Source organism: Actinoplanes sp. NPDC051388, assembly GCF_055586225.1.
The window spans coordinates 525,749-547,348 of record NZ_JBVJIP010000002.1 but is presented as its reverse complement, the minus strand read 5'-3'; the positions used below and the strand labels follow the sequence as shown (position 1 = coordinate 547,348).

At 69.4% G+C, this 21,600-nt stretch carries 19 protein-coding genes and 1 pseudogene; 9 read left to right on the top strand and 11 right to left on the bottom strand.

All coding sequences use genetic code 11. The features are described 5' to 3' along the window. Nucleotides 1–10 precede the first annotated feature (10 nt). Nucleotides 11–310, top strand: a complete 300-nt coding sequence (locus tag ACZ6TI_RS06825; protein ID WP_465344016.1) for a hypothetical protein — start codon at nt 11–13, stop codon at nt 308–310. A gap of 70 nt (nt 311–380) precedes the next feature. On the opposite strand, the gene ACZ6TI_RS06820 is transcribed toward ACZ6TI_RS06825, so the two are convergent. Beyond that, entirely contained in the window at nt 381–1,385 is a 1,005-nt protein-coding gene (locus ACZ6TI_RS06820) for a glycoside hydrolase family 19 protein (protein WP_465344015.1), read from the bottom strand. A gap of 292 nt (nt 1,386–1,677) precedes the next feature. On the opposite strand from ACZ6TI_RS06820, the gene ACZ6TI_RS06815 reads away from it, so the two are divergent. Beyond that, nucleotides 1,678–2,967 (top strand): methyl-accepting chemotaxis protein, encoded by a 1,290-nt coding sequence (locus tag ACZ6TI_RS06815; protein WP_465344014.1) that lies wholly within the window; start codon nt 1,678–1,680, stop codon nt 2,965–2,967. 101 nt (nt 2,968–3,068) lie between these two features. Continuing rightward, on the top strand, nt 3,069–4,229 hold the full coding sequence (locus ACZ6TI_RS06810) for a hypothetical protein (protein ID WP_465344013.1): 1,161 nt from the start codon (nt 3,069–3,071) through the stop codon (nt 4,227–4,229). On the opposite strand, the gene ACZ6TI_RS06805 is transcribed toward ACZ6TI_RS06810, so the two are convergent. Further along, on the bottom strand, nt 4,230–5,291 hold the full coding sequence (locus ACZ6TI_RS06805; protein WP_465344012.1) for an aspartate-semialdehyde dehydrogenase: 1,062 nt from the start codon (nt 5,289–5,291) through the stop codon (nt 4,230–4,232). Nucleotides 5,292–5,337: 46 nt separating this feature from the next. Further along, nucleotides 5,338–6,603: an aspartate kinase gene (locus ACZ6TI_RS06800; RefSeq protein ID WP_465344011.1), complete on the bottom strand. Its 1,266-nt coding sequence runs from the start codon at nt 6,601–6,603 to the stop codon at nt 5,338–5,340. 160 nt (nt 6,604–6,763) lie between these two features. Between ACZ6TI_RS06800 and ACZ6TI_RS06795 the strand changes: the two genes are divergently transcribed. The 5 genes and pseudogenes from ACZ6TI_RS06795 (at nt 6,764) to ACZ6TI_RS06775 (ending at nt 12,005) form a co-directional block, all read left to right on the top strand. Next, nucleotides 6,764–7,564 (top strand): hypothetical protein, encoded by an 801-nt coding sequence (locus ACZ6TI_RS06795; RefSeq protein WP_465344010.1) that lies wholly within the window; start codon nt 6,764–6,766, stop codon nt 7,562–7,564. A 186-nt stretch (nt 7,565–7,750) separates the two neighbouring features. Continuing rightward, nucleotides 7,751–9,499 (top strand): 2-isopropylmalate synthase, encoded by a 1,749-nt coding sequence (gene leuA, locus ACZ6TI_RS06790; protein ID WP_465344009.1) that lies wholly within the window; start codon nt 7,751–7,753, stop codon nt 9,497–9,499. A gap of 84 nt (nt 9,500–9,583) precedes the next feature. After that, nucleotides 9,584–10,237, top strand: coding sequence for an HNH endonuclease family protein (locus tag ACZ6TI_RS06785; protein WP_465344008.1), 654 nt, complete (start codon nt 9,584–9,586; stop codon nt 10,235–10,237). A 5-nt stretch (nt 10,238–10,242) separates the two neighbouring features. Continuing rightward, nucleotides 10,243–10,473: pseudogene (locus ACZ6TI_RS06780) on the top strand (hypothetical protein); the annotation flags it as partial. 32 nt (nt 10,474–10,505) lie between these two features. Continuing rightward, a complete protein-coding gene (locus tag ACZ6TI_RS06775) occupies nt 10,506–12,005 on the top strand; it encodes a family 20 glycosylhydrolase (RefSeq protein WP_465344007.1) in 1,500 nt (499 codons plus the stop codon). Here the strand turns inward: ACZ6TI_RS06775 and ACZ6TI_RS06770 are convergent. From ACZ6TI_RS06770 to ACZ6TI_RS06735, 8 genes are all read right to left on the bottom strand, one after another. Further along, nucleotides 12,002–13,048, bottom strand: coding sequence for an ABC transporter ATP-binding protein (locus tag ACZ6TI_RS06770; protein WP_465344006.1), 1,047 nt, complete (start codon nt 13,046–13,048; stop codon nt 12,002–12,004). The two genes, ACZ6TI_RS06775 and ACZ6TI_RS06770, sit on opposite strands and share 4 nt — an antisense overlap. Beyond that, a complete protein-coding gene (locus tag ACZ6TI_RS06765) occupies nt 13,048–14,100 on the bottom strand; it encodes an ABC transporter ATP-binding protein (protein WP_465344005.1) in 1,053 nt (350 codons plus the stop codon). Before ACZ6TI_RS06765 ends, ACZ6TI_RS06770 begins: the two co-directional genes overlap by 1 nt. Then, on the bottom strand, nt 14,100–15,113 hold the full coding sequence (locus ACZ6TI_RS06760; protein ID WP_465344004.1) for an ABC transporter permease: 1,014 nt from the start codon (nt 15,111–15,113) through the stop codon (nt 14,100–14,102). The genes ACZ6TI_RS06765 and ACZ6TI_RS06760 overlap by 1 nt, the downstream gene beginning before the upstream one ends. Nucleotides 15,114–15,193: 80 nt before the next feature. Further along, nucleotides 15,194–16,948 (bottom strand): ABC transporter substrate-binding protein, encoded by a 1,755-nt coding sequence (locus tag ACZ6TI_RS06755; protein WP_465344003.1) that lies wholly within the window; start codon nt 16,946–16,948, stop codon nt 15,194–15,196. Nucleotides 16,949–17,026: 78 nt separating this feature from the next. Continuing rightward, entirely contained in the window at nt 17,027–18,028 is a 1,002-nt protein-coding gene (locus tag ACZ6TI_RS06750; protein WP_465344002.1) for an ABC transporter permease, read from the bottom strand. 381 nt (nt 18,029–18,409) lie between these two features. Beyond that, complete coding sequence (gene recR, locus ACZ6TI_RS06745; protein ID WP_465344001.1) at nt 18,410–19,003, bottom strand: recombination mediator RecR; 594 nt, start codon at nt 19,001–19,003, stop codon at nt 18,410–18,412. Between the two features lie 4 nt (nt 19,004–19,007). Continuing rightward, complete coding sequence (locus ACZ6TI_RS06740) at nt 19,008–19,331, bottom strand: YbaB/EbfC family nucleoid-associated protein (RefSeq protein WP_465344000.1); 324 nt, start codon at nt 19,329–19,331, stop codon at nt 19,008–19,010. A 54-nt stretch (nt 19,332–19,385) separates the two neighbouring features. Continuing rightward, nucleotides 19,386–20,813 (bottom strand): ankyrin repeat domain-containing protein, encoded by a 1,428-nt coding sequence (locus tag ACZ6TI_RS06735; RefSeq protein ID WP_465343999.1) that lies wholly within the window; start codon nt 20,811–20,813, stop codon nt 19,386–19,388. Nucleotides 20,814–20,960: 147 nt separating this feature from the next. On the opposite strand from ACZ6TI_RS06735, the gene ACZ6TI_RS06730 reads away from it, so the two are divergent. Beyond that, nucleotides 20,961–21,557, top strand: coding sequence for a hypothetical protein (locus ACZ6TI_RS06730; protein WP_465343998.1), 597 nt, complete (start codon nt 20,961–20,963; stop codon nt 21,555–21,557). The last annotated feature ends 43 nt before the right edge of the window (nt 21,558–21,600 follow it).

The window sequence follows — 21,600 nt, the reverse complement described above, 5'->3', positions numbered from 1 at the left end:
AGGACTGACCGTGACACCCTTCGCCCTGCTGTTCCTCCTGGCCCTGGCCGGGTCCTCCTGCTTTGCCATCGGGCGGGCGCTCGGCCGCGGCGAACGTTACGAGAAGGGCTACCGCGAGGGCTTCCGGGACGGCGAGACCGGGTCGCTGGCTCGGGCCGCGCGGCTGATCTCGCTCAACGAGCGCCCCGCGACGGCCCCCGCGATCGAGTCGATGCTGGTCCCGTCCTACTCGGTGCCGCACCAGCTGCCACCGCGCACGGCCGCGCCGGCCGTGGTCGGCATCCCGGCCCGTCCCCAGCTCGCCCTCTAGAACCGAGGCCCTTCACGAACGAAGCGAGGGGGTACGGCCGCCGCCCGGCCGTACCCCCTCGACCCCTCTTTCAGCAGTAAAGATTGCCGCCCGGGTCGACCCCGAGAATCTGTGCGAAGCGCTGGTACGTGCTCACCCGGTTCTGCACCGTCGCCGGGTTCCGCCCGTCGCACTCCAGGGAACCGTTGATGCTGCGGATCGTCCCGCCGAAGCCCTGCGAGAAGAGCGCCTGGTGGGCGGGCATCGAGTTGGGCCCGTTCACCGTCATCCAGTACCAGACCGCGGTCTGGTAGGCGACCGACGCGTTGTTCTTCACCATGTCGGGGTGGTGCAGCAGGTCGATGCCGAGCGCGTCGCCCGCCGTCTTGTAGTTGAAGTTCCAGCTCAGCTGGATCGGCCCGCGACCGTGGTAGGCCGACTGACCGGCCGGGCAGCCGTAGGGACGGGAGGCGTCGCAGTAGAGCGGCCAGTTCGCCTGGTTCTGCTCCTCGACGTACCGCAGCTGGCCGGACTCGTGGTCGATGTTCGCCAGGAACGCCGCCGCCTCACGCTTGCGGGCCGTGTTGTCGCCGCCGGCGAAGGCCGGGTACTTGCGGGCCGCGTCGACCAGTCCGGCGTACGTGTAGAAGTCGATGCGCGCCGGGAACATCTGGTTGAACTGGGCCTCGGTGACCGGGAAGCCACCGGTCTCCGGCGGCGGAGTGGTGCCGCCGCAGGTGAACGGGTTCCAGAACCAGTGGCTTTCGACCGGGTCGTAGCCGGGGTTCGCGTGCTCGGCGATGTAGTAGCCGCCGTCCGTGTATTTCACGATCGCGCCGACCGCGTACCAGGTGCCGGCCGCCCAGTTCGGGTAGTTGCAGGTGCCGCCGCCGGGCGGGGGCTGGGTGCCGCCGCCACCGCCGCACTCTCCGTTGTCGGTCCACACCAGGGAGCCGCCGGTGCTGGGCGGCTCGTTCTGCGTCCACCACTTCGCCGTCCAGTTCCGGCTCTGGTAGGAAACGCGCTGACCACCGGTGTAGACGGTGCCGTTGTTGTAGGCCGCCGCACAAACCTCGGCCGCGCCCGCCCCGGACATCGGGATTACCGCCGCTGCGCCGCCGGCGATCACTACGCTGAGCGTTGCGAGGAGGGCGAGAAATCGCTTTCTGGGCACGGTTCGAGCTTTTTTGAGCATGGCGGGGCCGCCTTCCGGCGTGTGGGGAACCGCGTGGGGATACATCGACTCAACCCGATGTGTGCACTCGCGTCAACTACTGTTAGGAAAGTTCAAGGATTAAAAAAGGCATCCGAGTTACACCCCGCCGCACGCGCCACTGGGGGCTCCACGATCCGAAATGACCGTGGAACCCCTCCCGAAAGGTGCAGTGATGACCGCGATCGGCCGCCTGATCCCTGCTGTGGAACTCTCCGAGCAGGCCTTCGCCGCGAGGCACCGGGTGCTGCGCCTGCTGCTCTGGGCGCACGTGCCGGTGATCCTGGTGCTGGGTTACTTCACCGGCCAGCTCAGCCCCGGCCACCACGCGCCGCTGCTGCTCACGGTCCTCGGCGGCGTCATGGTCTGTGGCGTGCTGGGCGGCACGTCCACCTCGCAGCGCGGCCGGGCGATCTCCACGAGCGTCGGCTTCCTGCTCGCCTCGGACGCGGTCGTGCACGCCGGCGGCGGCATGATCGACCTGCACTTCCACTTCTTCGTGATGATCGCGCTGATCGGCCTCTATCAGAACTGGGTGGCGTTCGCGCTTGCCGTCGTGCTGGTCGCGGCGCACCACTTCGGGATCGGCATGCTCGCACCGGACCTGGTCTTCGGCGGGCACGTCGGGCACACCACCGGCAACATCCTGGGCCGCGCGCTGCTGCACGCCGCCTTCGTGCTGGGCATGGCGGCCGCGCAGGTCACATACTGGCACTTCGACGCCGCGGTGCGCCGGGAGAACGACGAGCGCCAGGCCGAGATCGCCGATGAGGGCGCCACCCAGCTGCGGGAGGCGGCCGGGGACGCGGCCCGCCGCGAAGAGGACGCCCGCGTCGAGGCGCAGGCTCAGCTCGACCGCGCCGAGCAGATGGCGGTACGCCTGGAGGACGTCCTGCAGCGCACCAGCGCCACCGGCGCCCGCCTGCGCACCGACGCCGACGAGGCGCTCAGCGGCTTCGAGTCGGCCCTGTCCGACGTGACCAAGACCGTGACGCACGCCAGCGACCAGGTCACCACCACGCTCGCCGACGCGGACACCGCGCTGAAGTCGCTGGAGGAGCTGCGCTCTTCGGTGGCCGACATCGCCGCGATCGCCGGCCTGATCCAGGCGGTCGCCGACCAGACCAACCTGCTCGCCCTGAACGCGACCATCGAGGCCGCCCGGGCCGGCGAGGTCGGCAAGGGCTTCGCGGTGGTGGCCGGCGAGGTCAAGCAGCTGGCCGGCCAGACCGCGACGGCGACCGCCCGGATCGAGGCGACGGTGGCCGAGGTGACCACCGGCGCGGCCGCGGTGGGCGCGGCGGTCTCCGGGATGACCAGCCGGCTCGGCGCGGTGGCGGACGCCCAGCGCCTCGCAGCCGCGGTGATGGACGAGCAGGTGTCCCTGGCCGGCCAGACCCGCGGCCTGGTCACCACCGCCGCCGACGAGGTGGCGAACTCCGCCTCGGCGGCTGCCCTGCGGTAAGCCGCACACGGCCGCGATCGCTCGAAGTGGTAGCCGGGTCCGTGGCCCGGATACCGCGGTGGGTTGACTCCAACGAGACTTCGCTGTGCTGGGATTCATCGATGACCTCGCGACGGGTGGCGGCCACCCTCCTCCTCCTCGCCGGCGCCCTCGCCGGGTGCGACGGCGGCGAGAAGATCGTCGAACCGGCGGACGGCCTGGCCGCCCTCCTGCGGGTGCACGACGCCCTCGCCGTCGCGGGGGGCTGGGACGACACCGAGCTGTCCCGGCTGTCGATCGAGCGGCGCGCCTGCGCGAACGGCGACGGGCTCACGGTGACGGTGGAATGGGTGGGCCCGGCCTCCGATCCGGACGACGCGCTGCGGGCGCCGTCGGCGACGCCGGCCCCGGATCTGCCCGGTGTGCCGCCGGCGTCCGACCGGGTGCGCCACTCGATGCGGGACGCCCTGAACGTGCTCGAGCCCGGTGACGGGCACATCGGCGACGACGTGTGGCTGCTCGGCGTGCACGCCGAGTTCGACGATCAGGCGAATCGGGTGCACGTGCTGGACAGCGTCTCGACCACCGTCGTCTCGTCGGTCTGGACCACGCTGCAGAGCCCCTGTCTGCGCGCCGTCCGCCCAATCGAGCCGGACGGCGCGGTCGACCCGGTGGCCTTGCTCGCCGCCCTGCGCCGCGATCACGCGATGCCGGCCGAGGGCTGGCGCGCCGGCCGGGAGCACACCGGCACCGGGCCGGTCGGACCGGACGAGGCGCTCGCCCGGGTCGACGGACTGCTCTCCACCGTGTCCGACACGCTGCGCGAGGGCAGCGCGCCGACCGGCACGCGGGCGCCGGCGCTGCCGTCCCGCCAGGCTTGGCTGGACAGTGGCGCCTCCCGTGAGTTCGACCGCACGAAGGTGGCGCGGGCCCTCGACCGCACCGGTTGCTCCGGGGACGGCCTGGCCCGGGTGGTGGCCTCGGCGTCGCTGACCAGGTCGCCCTTCGCGTACTCCACCGAGCCGGCCGTGGTGGACGCCTGGCGGGACGTGCCGCACGCGCCCTGGAATCTGCCCTCCTGGATCGAAGACGAGCCCGCGTTCCCCGGCCCGAACCCGCCCGCCACCAGCACGCCGGACGGCCCGCCGATCCTGCTGGGCGGCGTCGATCCGCGCGGCGGCGTGCTGGTGCGCGGCACGGCGAAGGACACGGTCGTGCAGATCGTCAGCCCGTGCGCGAAGTTCGCGACCGACCCGGTGCTGGCGGCCGCGCTGGGCGTTTGATCAGCCCTTGGCGAACTCGGCGGCCAGGATCTCCGCGATCTGGACCGTGTTCAGCGCCGCGCCCTTGCGCATGTTGTCGCCGGTGATGAAGAGATCGAGGGCGCGCGGGTCGTCCATCGCCCGGCGGATGCGGCCCACCCAGGACGGATCGGTGCCGACCGCGTCGATCGGCATCGGGAACTCGCCGGCCGCCGGGTCGTCGACCAGGATCACGCCGGGAGCGTTGCGCAGCACGCCGCGGGCGTCCTCGGCGGTGAGCTCCGAGCCGAAGACCGCGTGCACCGCGATCGAGTGCCCGGTCACCACCGGCACCCGGACACACGTCGCGGAGACCTTCAGGTCGGGCAGCCCGAGGATCTTGCGCGACTCGTTGCGCATCTTCAGCTCCTCCGACGACCAGCCGTCCGCGGCCAGCTCGCCGGACCAGGGCACCACGTTGAGCGCCATCGGCGCCGGGAACGGGCCCAGGTCGTCGCCGACCGCCTGCCGCACGTTGCCCGGCCGGGAACCCAGCGTGCGGTCGCCGGCCACCTTCATCAGCTGGTCGTGCAGGGTGTCGACACCGAACTGACCGGCGCCGGAGACGGCCTGGTAGGACGCCAGCACCAGCTCGCGCAGACCGTATTCGATGTGCAGCGGCGCGATCGCCATGATCATCGCCATCGTGGTGCAGTTCGCGTTGCTGATGATGCCGCGCGGACGGCGGCGCATCGCCTCGCCGTTGACCTCGGGCACCACCAGCGGCACGTCGCGGTCCATCCGGAAGGCAGCGGAGTTGTCCACCACTGTCGCGCCGCGCTCGACGGCGACCGGCGCCCAGGCCAGCGACACGTCGTCCGGCACGTCGAACATCGCCACGTCGACGCCGTCGAAGACCTCCGCGGTCAGCTCGTGCACCGGCAGGTCGACGCCGCGACAGGGCAGCGTCCGGCCGGCCGAGCGCGCCGACGCGATCAGCCGGATCTCGCCCCAGACGTCGCGCCGCGAGGAGAGCAGCTCACGCATGACGGTGCCGACGGAGCCGGTGGCTCCAACGACGGCGAGCGTGGGCTGCTGCGTCACCAGAACGGCTCTGCCGGGGTGTGGGAGAAGACGGTCATCGTGGCGGTTACCGCCCGGTGCCGGCGTAGACCACGGCCTGCTCGGTGCCGCCGAGCTCGAACTGCTCGTGCACGGCCCGCACCGCGGTGTCGAGGTCGCTGTCGCGGCACACCACCGAGACCCGGATCTCCGACGTGGAGATCATCTCGATGTTGACCCCGGCCTCACCGATGCAGGCGAAGAACGACGCCGCCACGCCCGGGTGCGAGCGCATGCCGGCCCCGATCAGCGAGACCTTGCCCACGTGGTCGTCGAAGAGCAGGCTCTTGAACTTGATCTGCTCCTGGATCTTGTTGAGCGCCGCCATCGCGGTCGGGCCGTCGGCCTTGGGCAGCGTGAACGAGATGTCGGTGCGGCCGGTGCCCTCGGTCGACACGTTCTGCACGATCATGTCGATGTTGATCTCGGCGGACGCGACGGTCTCGAAGATGCGGCCCGCGGCGCCCGGCTCGTCGGGCACCCCGACGATGGTGATCTTGGCTTCGCTGCGGTCGTGGGCGACCCCGGTGATCAGCGCCTGTTCCACGGAAGGGTCCTCCATCGATCCGGTGACCATGGTGCCGGGCTTGTTCGTGTACGAGGAGCGTACGTGGATCGGGACGCCGAAGCGCCGGGCGTATTCCACACAGCGCAGCATGAGCACCTTGGCACCACCGGCCGCGAGCTCGAGCATCTCCTCATAGGTGATCGTCTTGATGTGCCGCGCGTTGGGCACGATGCGCGGATCGGCGGTGAATACGCCGTCGACGTCGGTGTAGATCTCGCACACGTCGGCGCGCAACGCCGCGGCCAGCGCCACCGCGGTGGTGTCCGACCCGCCGCGGCCCAGCGTGGTGATGTCCTTGGTGTCCTGGCTGACGCCCTGGAAGCCGGCCACGATCGCGATCGCGCCCTCGTCGAGCGCGGTGCGCAGCCGGCCCGGCGTGACGTCGATGATCCGCGCCTTGCCGTGCACCGAGGTGGTCAGCACGCCGGCCTGCGAACCCGTGTAGGACCGGGCCTCGTAACCCAGGTTGTGGATCGCCATCGCCAGCAGCGCCATCGAGATGCGCTCGCCCGCGGTGAGCAGCATGTCGAGCTCGCGGCCGGGCGGCAGCGGGGAGACCTGGTTGGCCAGGTCCATCAGCTCGTCGGTGGTGTCGCCCATCGCGGACACCACCACCACGACGTCGTCGCCGGACTTGCGCGCCGCGACGATGCGCTCCGCCACCCGCTTGATGCGCTCGGCTGTGGCGACCGACGAGCCGCCGTATTTCTGCACCACCAGCGCCACGGCAGACGACTTCCTCTCGAACGGGGGCGGGATCGAACGCCGTTCAGCCTAGCCGCGGGGTCCCGGAGAGCCGTCAACCGATCCCAGATTCCGGCCTGTGCATCGCGACACGCCCACGCCGGACACGACCGATCTGTGGCGCAGAGGCGAGAATGTCTCGGTGCGTCCTCGCCTCGTACCCATCGTGCTGCTCACCACCATGCTGGCGGGCTGCGGTGGCGGGACACCGGCCGCCGAGCCGCCGCCCACCACGGACGCTTCGATCCCGCCGGACACCAGCGCGGCCCGCAGCGACCTGGCGGCCCGCGCCGCCCTGGCCAAAGACGTGCGCTACTCGGCGCTCTACGACTTCGACGCGCAGGACGGGCAGGGCGTGCGGTCGGTGGTGGCCACGGTCGCCAACGACGGCAGCTGGCGGGTGGACGTGCCCGGTGGCGCGCTGGGCGGCACGGTGGACGTCTCGATCGTGCAGACCGCGGAGGGCGTCTTCCAGTGCACGCTGCCGACCGTGGCGAACCCGGTCAGCCCCTCGTGCGTACGCGTCGCGGAGACCGGCAAGCGGGTGCCGAAGGAGTACGACCCCAAGGTGCAGCGGGTCTTCCGGCAGTGGTTGAGCGTCTTCCAGGACCGTCAGGCGCCGCTGTCCGTGGTGGCGGCGCAGCCCCTGCCCGGCGCCGCCGCGGGAGTGCCGCAAGGCAGCTGCTATTCGATCGACACCATCTCCGCCTCGATGAAGGCGCCGGTGGACATCGGCATCTACTGCTATGCGGACACCGGCATGCTCACCGCGGCGCGAGTCGGCTTCGGCACGTTGACGCTGATCAGCGTGGCCGCCGCGCCGGCCCGCATCGACCTGCCCGGCCCGGTCACCGGCAGCCCGGCGCTGGAGACCAAGAGTCCGCCGCCCCCGCCCGAGCCGTCCGTCGAGCCGTCCACGAACGTGTCCGGCGCGGCCGGCTGAACCCCTGGTCATCCCACGATCCGGGCGTAGAGTTAGCACCGTCCCAAAAGATCACGTAGGGTGACGTTCGATATGTGGCAGGCACTCCTTCTTCGCTGCCGCGACGAGGCCCCATCCCAGGCCGGCACCTCGTCGCGGAGTTGACGCGCGCCGCCTCCCAGGTCTCGCCCGTTCAGGAGTAACCGCATGTCCATCACCGATGACGCCATCGCGCGTCAACGTCCGTCCTCGATGCCCTTTCAGCGCTACCAGGCGTACCAGTCGCAGTTTGCCGTTGATCTGCCTGATCGGCAGTGGCCGAGCCGGCGGATCGAGAGTGCGCCGCGCTGGTGTGCCGTCGATCTGCGGGACGGCAACCAGGCCCTGATCGACCCGATGTCTCCCGAGCGCAAGCGGCGCATGTTCATGCTGCTGGTGCAGCTGGGCTACAAGGAGATCGAGGTCGGCTTCCCGGCGGCCAGCCAGACCGATTTCGACTTCGTCCGCCAGCTGATCGAGCAGGACCTGATCCCGGACGACGTCACGATCCAGGTCCTGGTGCAGTGCCGCGAGCACCTGATCGACCGCACCTTCGAGTCGATCCGCGGCGCCAAGCGCGCCATCGTGCACTTCTACAACTCGACCTCGACGCTGCAGCGCCGGGTGGTCTTCGGCCTGGACCGCGACGGCATCACCGACATCGCGACCACCGGCGCGCGGCTCTGCCAGAAGTACGCGGAGATCCACACCCCGGACACCGAGATCTTCTACGAGTACAGCCCGGAGTCCTACACCGGCACCGAGCTGGACTACGCGCTGGAGATCTGCTCGGCCGTGATCGACGTGATCGACCCGACGCCGGACCGGCCGCTGATCATCAATCTGCCGGCCACCGTCGAGATGGCCACGCCGAACGTCTATGCGGACTCGATCGAGTGGATGCACCGCCACCTGCCGCGCCGCGAGTCGGTGATCCTGAGCCTGCACCCGCACAACGACCGCGGCACCGCGGTGGCCGCCGCCGAGCTGGGCGTGCTGGCCGGCGCCGACCGCGTCGAGGGCTGCCTGTTCGGCAACGGCGAGCGCACCGGCAACGTCGACCTGGTCACGCTGGGGCTCAACCTGTTCTCGCAGGGCGTCGACCCGATGATCGATTTCTCGGACATCGACGAGATCAAGCGCGCGGTGGAATATTGCAACCAGCTGCCGGTGCACGAGCGGCATCCCTATGTGGGCGATCTGGTCTACACGGCGTTCTCCGGCTCGCACCAGGACGCGATCAACAAGGGCCTGAGCGCGCTGGCCAAGGACGCCGACGAGGCCGGCACCGAGGTGGACGCGTTCACCTGGGGCGTGCCCTATCTGCCGATCGACCCCAAGGACGTGGGCCGCACCTATGAGGCCGTGATCCGGGTCAACTCGCAGTCCGGCAAGGGCGGCGTGGCATACATCATGAAGGAGGAGCACAAGCTCGACCTGCCGCGACGGCTGCAGATCGAGTTCTCCGGCGTGGTGCAGCGGGTGACCGACGCCGAGGGCGGCGAGGTCGGCCCGTCGGCGATGTGGGACATCTTCGCGGCGGAGTACCTGATCGACCACCAGGCGTTCGCCCGGCTCGGATTCACCCGCTACTCGACCGCCACAGTGGACGGCAAGGTCGAGATCGAGGCCGAGGTGGTCTCGCAGGGCCAGGACTCGCCGGGCCGGCCCAAGACGATCACCGGGGTAGGCAACGGCCCGATCGACGCGTACGTGCAGGCGCTGCAGCCGCTCGGCATCCAGGTGCGGGTGCTGGACTATGCGGAGCACGCGCTCACCTCGGGGCACGACGCGCAGGCGGCCGCCTATGTGGAGTGTGAGGTCGGCGACACCACGGTGTGGGGTGTGGGCCTGGACGCGAACATCGTCACCGCCTCCATCAAGGCCCTGACCAGCGCGGTTAACCGGGCGCGCTGAGCCCTCGGCCGCCGAAATGCGGCACGAAACGGACATGAGGGACGCCCAGCTAACAACCGGGCGTCCCTCGCTTACGCTGAGTTCGTGCGTATCCCTCGTTGGTCCCTGGTCCTGGTCCTGGTTTTCGCGCTGGCAGGGTGCGAGGTCGTGCCGATCGAGCCGCAGCCCGCGCCGACCGACAGGGGCGGCAACGCGGGCGGCTCCGGCAAGCAGACCGCCGGCCCGGCCGCGCTGCTGGCGAAGCTGACGGTCGCCAAGGCCGGGTCGATGCGTGGCTACGACCGCGACAAGTTCCCGCACTGGCGCCGCACCGGCGACAACTGCGACGTCCGCGACGCGGTGCTCAAGCGGGACGGCAAGAAGGTCAAGTACTCGGGGTGCAACGTGGTGGCCGGCACCTGGCTCAGCATCTATGACGGCCGGACGCTGGACTCACCGACCAAGGTGGACATCGACCACGTCGTGCCGCTGGCGAACTCCTGGCGCTCCGGCGCGTCCGGGTGGACCGACGACAAGCGCTCGGATTTCGCCAACGATCTCGACCGCCCGCAGTTGGTCGCGGTGTCGCAGACCTCGAACCGGGGCAAGGGTGACCAGGACCCGTCGCAGTGGAAGCCCTCGGTGCGGTCCGAGTGGTGTGCGTATGCGTCCGACTGGATCACCGTGAAGAGCTACTGGAAGCTGACCGTGACCAGTGCGGAGAAGAAGTCGCTGGTCCAGATGCTCGAGGAGTGCTGATGGCTGTTTCCGACGTGAACGCGCCCGGCGGCGTGATGACCGACGAGGTGGGCGTGGTGACCGGCGAGCTCACGGTGCAGACCGAGCTTTCCGGCGTCCAGGTCACCATCCAGGTGCAATACAAGGACGCCGAGGAGTGGTACCAGGTGACCGGCGGGAAGTTCGCGCTCAAGGATCCGGCCGATCTCGACGTGGTGCACCAGCTGGTGGTAAATCTTCTTAACCGTCCGGAGTAGATTGATCGACGCCACTCGATGTAGCTTCGGTTATGGCGTTCACCATCTTCAGCGTTGCCCTGCTGGCGCTGCCCGTCGCGCCCGCCGCGTCGACGACCAGCGCTCTGGACCAGGTCATCCCCGTGCCGGCGCAGGTCAGCGCCACCGGCCGCGACTTCCACCTGACCCGGGGCACGGTGATCCAGACCCGCGTCCCGGCGGTGGGCGACCCGCTCGCCGCGGATCTCCGGGCGGCCACCGGGCTCGAGCTGCCGGTCGTGCCGGCCGCCGCGCCGGCCGCGCCGAAGATCTCGCTGCGGATCGAGGCCGGGCACGGCGACGAGGGCTACCGGCTGACCGTCGATCGCGCCGCCACGGAGATCCGGGCCAGCACGCCGGCCGGCCTCTTCGCCGGCACCCAGACACTGCTGCAGACCCGCACCGGGCGCGCCCTCGCCGGCGGCTCGATCACCGACCGGCCGCGCTTCGGCTATCGCGGCGTGCACCTCGACCTGGCCCGGCACTTCCACACGCCGGACGAGGTCAAGCGCTACATCGACGAGGTCCGCCGCCTCAAGATCAATTACCTGCACCTGCACCTCAGCGACGACCAGGGCTGGCGCATCCAGATCGACAGCTGGCCCCGCCTGACCACGGTCGGTGGCGCGCCGGGCACCGGTGTGGACGGCGTCGGTGGCGGCTTCCTCACCAAAGATCAATATCAAGACCTCATCCGGTACGCGGCCGCGCGCTTCGTGACGATCGTGCCGGAGATCGACATGCCGGGGCACGTCAACGCGGCCCAGGTCGCCTATCCCGAGCTCACCTGCGACGGGGTCGCGCCGCCGCCACGCACCGACACCGCGGTCGGCTACAGCTCGCTGTGCATCTCGTCGGAGACCACCTATCGGTTCGTCGAGGACGTGATCCGGGAGCTGGCCGCGATCACCCCGGGGCCCTACATCCACATCGGCGGGGACGAAGCGCATGCCACACCGCCGGCCGACTACGTGGCGTTCCAGAACCGCGTGATCCCGATGGTGGCGCGCTACGGCAAGATCGCCTACGGCTGGAACGAGATCGCCCAGTCCCCGGCGTCCTACGGTTCCGTGGCACAGTTCTGGGGCACCACCACCTCGAACCCCACGCTCGCGAACGCGGTGTCACACGGCATGCGCGTGGTGATGTCGCCGGCCAACAAGTCCTATCTGGACATGAAGTACGACCGGAACACGCCGATCGGGCTGTCCTGGGCGGGCTTCATCGAGGTGCGGACCGCCTATGACTGGGACCCGGGGACGCATGTGTCCGGCGTACCGGAGTCATCGGTGTTGGGGGTGGAAGCCCCGCTCTGGTCGGAGACACTGCGAAACCTGGACCACATCGAGTTCATGGCCTTCCCCCGGCTCGCGGCGATCGCCGAGCTGGGCTGGTCACCGGCCTCGACCCACGACTGGGAGTCGTTCCGGACCCGCCTCGCCGCCTACGGCCCCTCGTGGACCGCACGCGACGTCGACTTCTACCGCTCCCCGCAGATCGACTGGACTTCCTAAGCGCTGACGGGGGCCGGTTTGCGGCCCTCGACGGCCTCGCCTTCCAGGATCGGGAAGTGGCACGCGGTCTGGTGGGAGGCGGGGTCGTCGCCGCGCGGCACCAGCGGTGGCTCCTCGGTCGCGCAGATGTCCTGCGCCTTCCAGCAGCGGGTGCGGAACCGGCAGCCGGACGGCGGATTGATCGGGCTGGGCACATCGCCGGTCAGCAGCACGCGCTCGCGCTGCGCGCTGTCGCGGCGGCGCGGGTCCGGCACCGGCACGGCGGACAGCAGCGCCACCGTGTACGGGTGCCTGGGGCTCGTATAGAGCGTGTCCCGCTCGGCGATCTCCACGACCTTGCCGAGGTACATCACCGCGACCCGGTCCGAGATGTGCCGCACCACGGACAGGTCGTGCGCGATGAACACGTAGGTCAGGCCGAGCTCATTTTGCAGGTCGTCGAGCAGGTTCACCACCTGCGCCTGGATCGACACGTCCAGCGCGGACACCGGCTCGTCGGCGACGATCATCTTGGGCCGCAGCGCCAGCGTGCGGGCGATGCCGATGCGCTGCCGCTGACCGCCGGAGAACTCGTGCGGGTAGCGGTTGTAGTGCTCCGGGTTGAGACCGACCAGCTTGAGCAGGTCCTGCACCGCGCGCTTGACGCCGTGCTCGGTGTGCACCTTCTGGATCCGGAACGGCGCACCCACGATGGTGCCCACGGTGTGCCGGGGGTTCAGCGAGGAGAACGGGTCCTGGAAGATCATCTGCATGTCGCGCCGCATCGGCCGGATCCGGCCCTGCCGCATGTGCGTGATGTCCCGGCCCTCGAACGTCACCGAACCGCCGGTCGGCTCGAGCAGCCGGGTCAGCAGCCGGCCGGTGGTCGACTTGCCGCAGCCGGACTCGCCGACCAGGCCGAGCGTCTCACCCTTGAACACGTCGAAGTCGATGCCGTCCACCGCGCGGACCGCGCCGATCTTGCGGCGCAGAATGCCCTTGGTGATCGGGAAGTGCTTCTCCAGGCCCCGCACCGACAGGAGGGCGTCCTTGTTCTCGCTCATCACGCCTCCAGCTTCGGCTTGATCTCTTGCGTCCAGATCCGCTGCCGCTCCTCGGTGGGCAGATGGCAGCGCACCAGATGATTGCTGCCGCCGGCCCGGTTCAGCTCGGGCGGCACCGTGGTGCCCAGCCCGCCGGTCTGCTTCTCATAGGCGCAGCGAGGGTGGAAGGAGCAGCCGGACGGCAGGTTGATCAGCGACGGCGGCAGACCCGGGATGGGCACCAGCCGGTCGACATTGGGACGGTCCATGCGGGGCATGGACCCCAGCAGACCCCAGGTGTACGGGTGCTCCGGCCGGTCGAACACCGTGGTGGCGCTGGCGAACTCGACGCATTTGCCGCCGTACATGACCAGCACGTCGTCGGCGAGCTCCGCCACCACGCCCAGGTCATGGGTGATCACGATCAGCGCGGAGTTGAACTCACGCTGAAGGTCGTGCATCAGGTCCAGGATCTGCGCCTGCACGGTCACGTCCAACGCCGTGGTCGGCTCGTCGGCGATCAGCAGCTGCGGGTCGTTGACCAACGACATCGCGATCATCGCGCGCTGCCGCATGCCGCCGGAGAACTGGTGCGGGTAGTCGTCCACCCGGCGGTCCGGCTGCGGGATGCCGACCCGGCCCAGCATGTCCACCGCGTGCTTGCGGGCGACCTGCTTGGAAACCCGGTGGTGGACCCGGTACGCCTCCATGATCTGCTTGCCGACCGAGTAGTACGGGTGCATCGAGGACAGCGGGTCCTGGAAGATCATGGCGAGCTTGTTGCCGCGCAGCTTGCGGACCGTCTCGCTGCCGGCGCTGACGATCTCGTCGCCGTCCAGCCAGATCTGGCCGGAGATCTCGCTGTTCCGCTTGTTGTACAGCCCCATGATGCCCAGGCTGGTCACCGACTTGCCGGAGCCTGACTCGCCGACGATGCCCAGCGTGCGGCCGCGCTCGAGGGAGAAGGTCAGCCCGTCGACGCTCTTCACCACGCCGTCGTCGGTCTTGAAGTGGATCTTCAGGTCTTTGACGTCGAGGAACTTCTCGCCCTGCGGGCGTCCCGGGTCCGCCATCAGCCGATCCTCACTCTCGGGTCGACGACCGCATAGAGCAGGTCCACCACCAGGTTCGCGATGACCACGAAGAACGCCGCCATCAGCGTCACGCCGAGCACCTTGGGCAGGTCGTTGTTGGTGATCGCGTCGACCGCGTACTTGCCCAGGCCGGGCAGGGAGAAGACCTGTTCGGTGAGGACCGCGCCGCCGAGCAGCAGGCCGAAGTCCAGGCCGAAGATGGTGAGGATCGGGGTCAGCGCGGCGCGCAGGCCGTGCTTGACGTCCACGTCGCGTTCTCGCAGACCCTTCGCCCGGGCGGTGCGGATGTAGTCCTCGCTCATCGTTTCGAGCATGCCGGCGCGGGTCAGACGCGCGTATTGCGCGGAGAACTGCAGGGCCAGCACGAACCAGGGCAGCAACAACGCATAGAACCAGTCGCCCGGACCCTCGGTGAACGGTGTGTACGTGCCGCCGGGCGCGGTCCACTGCAGTTTGTAGCTGAAGAGCAGGAGGCCGACCATGCCGGTGAAGAAGATCGGCAGCGAGACGCCGGCGAGCGAGAAGCTCATCGCCGCGCGGTCCAGCAGCGAGCCGCGGCGCAGCGCGGACACCACACCGGTGGAGATGCCGAAGAGCAGCCAGAGGATCGCCGCGCCGATCGCCAGGGACAGCGTGACCGGGAGCCGGTCGAGCAGGTCCGGCCAGACCGGCTGGCGGGTGATGAAGGAGTAGCCGAAGCAGGGCGCCGGGCACTGCTCGACACCGTTGCCGTAGTTGAACTCGGAGCCGACGAAGATGCCCTTGACCCAGCGGCCGTACTGCAGCCAGACCGGGTCGTAGAAGCCCAGCCGGTGCGCGATGAGGTTCACCGTCTCGGGGGTCGCCGCGCGGCCCACATATCTGGTGGCCAGTGTCTCCGGGGTGGACCCGACGAGACGCGGCACCAGATAGAAGATCGCGAAGGTGGCGGCGCTGACGATGAACAGCAGCACCACGGCCGCGAAGAGACGCCTGATGATGTACGTGATCACTGGAGTTTGTCCACGTCTTCCCTCGGCTCAGACGGCCGGTCCGGGTCGCCCCGGACCGGCCGTCCTGCTGCGAACTGTGATCAGGCCACGCCGAGCGACGTGTAGTCGTACATCGAGTAGGCCTCGCTGACGAACACGTTGGTCAGCTTCTTCGGCCGGATGAGCAGCGACTTCGCGTGAACGCCCGGGAGGATGAACGCGTCCTCCATGACCTTCTTGTCGATCGCGGCCCAGGCCGTCTCACGTGCGGCGGCGTCGGTGTTCGCGATCGCCGCGTCCAGCATCGAGTCGACCTCGGGGTCCCGGACGCTCGTGTTGGACGAGCCACCGGTCTCCCGGATGACCCGGCTGTCCACGATCTGCGACAGGAAGCCGAAGCCGTCGTTCCAGTCGGCGCCCCAGCCGTTGGTGGCCAGGCCGATCTTGTTGTTCTTCACGAACGGCGGGTTGCCGGCGTACTGCGAGAAGTAGTCACCCTGCGGGTACGGCTTCAGCGTGAGCTTGATGCCGACCCGGGCCAGCGACTGCTGCAGCGACTCGGCGGTCGCCTTCTCCTTGGGCCGCTCGGCCCGGTAGGCGATGTTCGTCTCGAAGCCGTTCGGCTGCCCACAGGCGGCCAGCGCCTCCTTGGCCTTGGCCACGTCACCGGTGCCGTCGGCCGAGGGGTAGAGGTCGTACTTCTGGTAGCCCGGGATCTGCGGCGGCATGATCGTCGACGCGATGTCGCCACCGGCCAGCGGGCCGCCGTACGCGGCCTGGTAGCCGGTCTTGTCGGCGGCGAACTCGATCGCCTTGCGGCAGTCGATCTTGTCCAGCGGCGCGACCGTGCCGTTGATCGAGGTGTACCAGAGCCGGGACAGGACCGGGTTGTCGGTCGAAGCCTTCAGCGTCGGGTCACCCACCACGCGGCCCAGGGCGGCCGGCTGCACGCCGGTGCCCACCACGTCGAGGTCCAGGTCACCGGAGAGCAGACGGTTGTCGATGTCGTCCGCGTTGACGTTCAGCGAGACCTCGAAGCGGTCCGGCAGCGCCTTGCGGATCGGGTCCGACGCGGCGTCCCAGTTCGGGTTCCGCTTCAGCGAGAAGTCCTTGCCCAGGTTGTTCGTGTCGAACATGTACGGGCCGGAGGACACCACGTGCTGCTTGTAGTTGGCGCCGGTGTCCTTGGCCTCCGGAACCGGAACCGTCTGGGACAGCGTGGCCAGGTAGTCGAAGCCACCGAACGCCGACTTCAGGTGGAAGACGATCGTGGTGTCGTCGGGGGTGGTGATCGCCGAGTCGGTGTTCACACCCTTCGACTTGTACGGGCCCTTGTAGCCCTCGGGCAGGTTCAGGAACTGCTCGAAGTACGCGGGACCGTTCGGGAACGTCTCCTTGTCGATCGAGCGCAGCACCGCGTACTTGACGTCGGCCGACTTGACGACCGTGCCGTCCTCGTACTTGATGCCGGCCCGGATCTTGTACGTCCAGGTCTTGCCGCCGTCCGACGGCACACCGACGCCCTCGGCGAGGTCAGGGGTGACCTCGTTGCTGGCCGCACCCGGCACCACCTTGAAGGTGAGCAGGCTCCGGCCGTAAAGGCGGAGGAAGTTCCACGAGTAGCCGTAATAGGTCTCGCCCGGGTCGAGGGTGTCCCAGTCACCGGAGTTGGCGAGCTTGATCGTGCCGCCCTTCTTGTCGGAAGGGTTGAACACCTTGGTCATCGCAGCGTTGAACTCGGCCTTGGCCGCGTCGGTGCTGGTCTCGGGACTGTCGTCGCCGCCGCCACAGGCGGCGGTCAATGAGAGTGCCAGGACGGCCGTCGCGGCCGCCAGCACCCTGTTCTTTCGGATCACTTGTAGCAACCTCCCTGGTGGAACGGCCCGGATTCGGGCCGCCTGGCTGGAGTGGAAGTCTTTGTCGGGCGCACGTGGTCAGCGCCTGCCCTTCGGGTCCAGGGCGTCCCGCAGGCCGTCACCGAAGAGGTTGAAGGCAAGGACCGTGATGAAGATGGCCATGCCCGGGAAGAACATGAAGTGCCAGATCGTGTAGAACCGCGCCGCCTCGGAGAGCATCCCGCCCCAGCTCGCCGTCGGCGGCCGGATGCCCACGCCGAGGAACGACAGCGCGGCCTCGAAGAGGATGTTCGTCGGGATCAGCAGGGTCGCGTAGATCAGGATCGGCGCCACCAGGTTGGGCAGCATCTCCTTGAAGATGATGTAGGGCCCGCGCGCGCCCAGGCTGCGGGCGGCGTCGACGAACTCCCGCTCACGCAGCGACAGCGTCTGCCCCCGCACGATGCGACCGATGTACGGCCAGCTGAAGAACCCGATGATGAAGATCAGCAGGGCGATCCGCAGCGCGTCGCCGGAGAGCCCGAAGGCCGTGTCCGGGATGACGCCGGCCAGCGCGATCGAGAAGACCAGCAGCGGGAACGCCAGGAAGACGTCCATCGCGCGGCTGATGATCGTGTCCACCCAGCCGCCGAAGAAGCCCGCCACCACGCCCAGGGTCGCGCCGATGACCACCGACAGCATGGTGGCCAGGAACGCGATCAGCAGCGAGATGCGGGCGCCGTAGACCACCCGGCTGAAGATGTCGCGGCCGTTCAGTGGCTCGACGCCGAAAAGGTGGTCACCGCTGATGCCGGTGCCACCGATGGGAGCGAGCGTGTTGGGGTCGATCAGTTTCTGGTGGAACTCGTTCGGCGGCGAGCCGAGGAAGCCGACGATCACCGGCGCGAAGATCGCCACCAGGATCAGGAAGATGACCACGTATCCGCCGGCCATCGCCACCCGGTCGCGCTTCAACCGGTTCCAGGCGATCCGGCCCAGGGAGCGACCCTCGATCGCCTTGGTCACGCCGGAGCCGACGCCGGGTGTGGGATCCGGCGCGAGCGGGACCTGGTCTGAGACCGTGCCGGGCCCAACGACCATGGAGCGTCCGGTCCTCTCCCCGGCGACCGTGCCACGGCGCCACTGCCCGACCGCGGCGTGTGCCACGAGATCGGACCGGCCCCGCAGCGCCGGCAACCGATCGGTTGTCGCGTACGTGGGTTGGTGCGGTCCGTGCCGGCAAACGGGTGGTCGCCGGTGCGGACACGAACCAGCGGACGGATCAGGCCGCCGCCGTGAGAGGAACGCTCACGTAATCCCGCGCAGCGGTCAATAGGCTTTGAGACCCTTTACCGTTTCACGGCCGCGTCGTGATTCGAGCGTGACAAAGCCCTCCGCGTACGCAACGTAACGCACCCGCCGACCCCAAGGTGCCGGTTTCACCCAACATGCACCCCTGGCATCAGAGGCCTCACCTGCGACTCAGACCGCCCGGCGCCCCTCGAAGGCCCGGCCCAAAGTGATCTCGTCGGCATACTCCAAGTCACCACCGACCGGCAAACCACTGGCCAATCGGGTGACTGCTATCCCCATGGGTTTGACCATTAAGGCGAGGTAGGTCGCGGTGGCCTCGCCCTCGGTGTTCGGGTCGGTGGCGAGGATCAGCTCGCGGACCTCGCCAGTGCCGAGCCGCATCAGAAGCTCGCGGATCCGCAGGTTGTCGGGGCCGATGCCCTCGAGCGGATTGATCGCACCGCCCAGCACGTGGTAGCGCCCCCGGAACTCGCCGGTGCGCTCGATCGCGACCACGTCCTTGGGCTCCTCGACCACGCACAGCACCTCGTTGGTGCGGCGGGTGTCGCGACAGATCCGGCACTGGTCGGACTCGGCCACGTTGAAGCAGGTCGTGCAGAAGCGGACCAGCTCCTTGACCTTGGTCAGGGCGGTCGCGAGCCGTTTGACGTCGGCCGGGTCGGTGGAGAGGACGTGGAAGGCGATGCGCTGGGCGGACTTCGGGCCCACGCCCGGGAGCCGGCCCAGCTCGTCGATCAGGTCCTGGATGGCGCCTTCGTACACGGAGTCAGAACCCCGGCAGGGTCATTCCGCCGGTGGCGGGCCCCATCTTCTGCTCGGTGAGCTCGCGCTGCGCCTCGGCGGCATTGTGGATCGCGGCGAGCACCAGGTCCTCGAGGGTCTCGATGTCATCCGCGTCGACGGCCTTGGGGTCGATCTTCACCGACTTGAACTCACCCAGCCCGGTCACGACCACGGTCACCAGCCCACCGCCGGCGGTGCCGGTCAGCTCGGCCTCGGCCAGCTCGGCCTGCGCCTGGGCGACCTGCTGTTGCATCTTCTGCGCCTGCTTCATGATCTGCTGCATGTTCGGCTGTCCACCGGGGCGCATAGCACCGCTCCTCGTCGTAGTCGGTTTCGCACCTGAAGAGTAGTCGCCCGCTTCTCACTCCAGACGGCGCGCTGCCTCGTGCTGACCTTCGTGGCGGGCCCAGTCCAGCGGCGTGGCGTCGAATCGCGCATCCCGCAGCGTCCGATCGGCGCCCAACGACAGCAACAGGTCGATCATCGCCAGGTCGCCGCTCGCGGCCGCCTCGTGCAGCCCGGTCTGCCACTCCTGCTCGACCGGCACGTCACCGCGGCCCCGGGCGTTCACGTCCCAGCCGAGTCCGGCCAGCACCGCCACCACGTCGTTTCTTCCGCGCGCCGCCGCCCAGACGATCAAGCCGGGCCGCCTGCGTCGCGCCTCTTCGACCGGCCCTCTTTTCATTGCCCGGCCGTCGAAAAGGTCCGCGATCAAGCGGTCCACCTCGTCGAGCCGAGGTCGTGGCGCTCCCGCTACCGTCAAGATCTCGGCGATCTCGCGGCCGGCGCCGAGCCGGGCCAGATCGACCGGTGTGCGCCCGTCCGGATAGGCCGCGACCACATCCACGCCATGTGCCACGAGCAGGCGCACCCGGTCGGTCATCCCGTGCTCCACCGCCCAGCGCAGCTGATCGCGCAGCAGCTCGGCCGGACTGCCGACCTGATCACCGAGCCGACGCCGCCACGGTCCGCCGTCACCGCGGCCGAGCCCGTGCTCGAAGAGCAGCCGCAGATGGCTGTCGTCGGTGGCGAACATCCGGTTGTAAAGCGTCTGGCTGTCGTTGGCATCGGCCCCGGCGTCGAGCACCAGGCGAGCGAGCGCGGCGCCGTGCGGGTGCTCCGGCTGTCGCTGCCGGCCCTGCTCACCGTGCCCGAAGAGCCCGGTCAGCACCGTGAAGGGAAACGGCTGCCCGTTCCACAGATGCCCTTCGCCGGGGTCCGCGCCGGCCGCCAGCAGCGCCCGCACCGCATCGGTCGTCTCCTCCCGAGACCCGGCAACCGCCCGCGAATAGGCCAGATAACAAAGCGGACCCCACTGGTACGGGCCTCCGGCCGCGCGCGCGAGCCCGGGTTCGCGCCGGAGTGCCGTGCGGACGGCATCGCCGAGCCCCGCTGCCGCGGCGGCCCAGATGTCCCCCGCGATCCGCTCGGGATGCTCGGCCAGGATCGCTTCGGCCCGCCGCCATCGTTCGGGTCCCTCCCCGGGTGCATAGGTGAGGCAGGCCCACCGGCAGAAGGCGACCTCCGGGCTTTCCGTGGTCCGCGGCTCGGCGAGTGGTTGCCAGCCGTGCTCGGTGGCCAGGTCGACATAGCGCTTGAGCCGCGCCCAGCTGGCGAACCCATAACTCCGGGCAACCACGAGCTGAGCCAGGTGCAGCGGAAAAGCACCCGGCCCGGCCACATTCTTGACTCGTGCGAGAGCGGCGGGATCGCCGGCGCGGGCCGCGCGCTGCAGCTCGCGCGCCTGCCGGCGGAGGTGATCGAGATCGGGGTTGTCAGGCAGCGACATGGGTCGCGACCTCCTTTCGAGAGCCCGCTGTCCGCGTGACGGGCCGAAAGGAGGACGAATGCCACCTTGCGCGTGTGACCAGGCGGGCTGAGCCCTTCCCGCGGACCGGGGGCGCCCTGGAAGCCATCTGAATACTAGCTTTGCCGGGTGAGCTTCGGGACCTACGAGCGCAAGGTGCGTGACACGGCTCTGCCCTACGGTCGCCGGATCATCGCGCTGAACAGATGCGTCGAGCACTTCCAGCCGATCGGATATCACGACACGTTCGGCTACCTGTCCCACCTCGCGGGCGACTTCCGCCGCGACGAGGCGGCGCTGCTGCGGGCCGTGGACGCCTTGGTGGCGTGCCGGGACCTGTGGCTGATCGATCTGCGTGCCTATGCCGCCCGCCGCACGGAGGCCAAGCGTCAGGGCCGGCGCACTCCCCGCCCCGGCGACCCGAACCTGAGCTATCCGCCGCGCTGGTACGGCGACGCCCGCAACGCGGCCCTGCACGTCCTCAACTCGAAGAGCGAGAGGGGTCGCACCCGCGCGACGGACCCGGACGTGCTCCGGCTGGCCGCGATCTGTGTGCGGACCGGAAGGGTCGACCACGCCGAGCTGGAAAGTCTCCGCACCAGGTTCAAGCGCCTGCAGGAGGTCTCCGGCTGGCCGCACACCCATTGGCCGAACTGGAACCGAGCCAACGACTCCCTCTGGATCCTCCACAACATCGCCAACGCCGCGATCCGTGAACCGAACTGATCAGGCCGGCGCTTCTGACCAAGCCCGCGCTTCTGACCAAGCC

Bases quoted from the DNA above. Each gene is read 5' to 3' on its own strand.
- ACZ6TI_RS06775 (WP_465344007.1), top strand. From the start codon at position 10,506: ATGGCGTTCACCATCTTCAGCGTTGCCCTGCTGGCGCTGCCCGTCGCG.
- ACZ6TI_RS06820 (WP_465344015.1), bottom strand. From the start codon at position 1,385: ATGTCCGGGGCGGGCGCGGCCGAGGTTTGTGCGGCGGCCTACAACAAC.
- ACZ6TI_RS06770 (WP_465344006.1), bottom strand. From the start codon at position 13,048: ATGAGCGAGAACAAGGACGCCCTCCTGTCGGTGCGGGGCCTGGAGAAG.
- ACZ6TI_RS06815 (WP_465344014.1), top strand. From the start codon at position 1,678: ATGACCGCGATCGGCCGCCTGATCCCTGCTGTGGAACTCTCCGAGCAG.
- ACZ6TI_RS06740 (WP_465344000.1), bottom strand. From the start codon at position 19,331: ATGCGCCCCGGTGGACAGCCGAACATGCAGCAGATCATGAAGCAGGCG.
- ACZ6TI_RS06735 (WP_465343999.1), bottom strand. From the start codon at position 20,813: ATGTCGCTGCCTGACAACCCCGATCTCGATCACCTCCGCCGGCAGGCG.
- ACZ6TI_RS06765 (WP_465344005.1), bottom strand. From the start codon at position 14,100: ATGGCGGACCCGGGACGCCCGCAGGGCGAGAAGTTCCTCGACGTCAAA.
- ACZ6TI_RS06750 (WP_465344002.1), bottom strand. From the start codon at position 18,028: ATGGTCGTTGGGCCCGGCACGGTCTCAGACCAGGTCCCGCTCGCGCCG.
- leuA (WP_465344009.1), top strand. From the start codon at position 7,751: ATGTCCATCACCGATGACGCCATCGCGCGTCAACGTCCGTCCTCGATG.
- ACZ6TI_RS06810 (WP_465344013.1), top strand. From the start codon at position 3,069: ATGACCTCGCGACGGGTGGCGGCCACCCTCCTCCTCCTCGCCGGCGCC.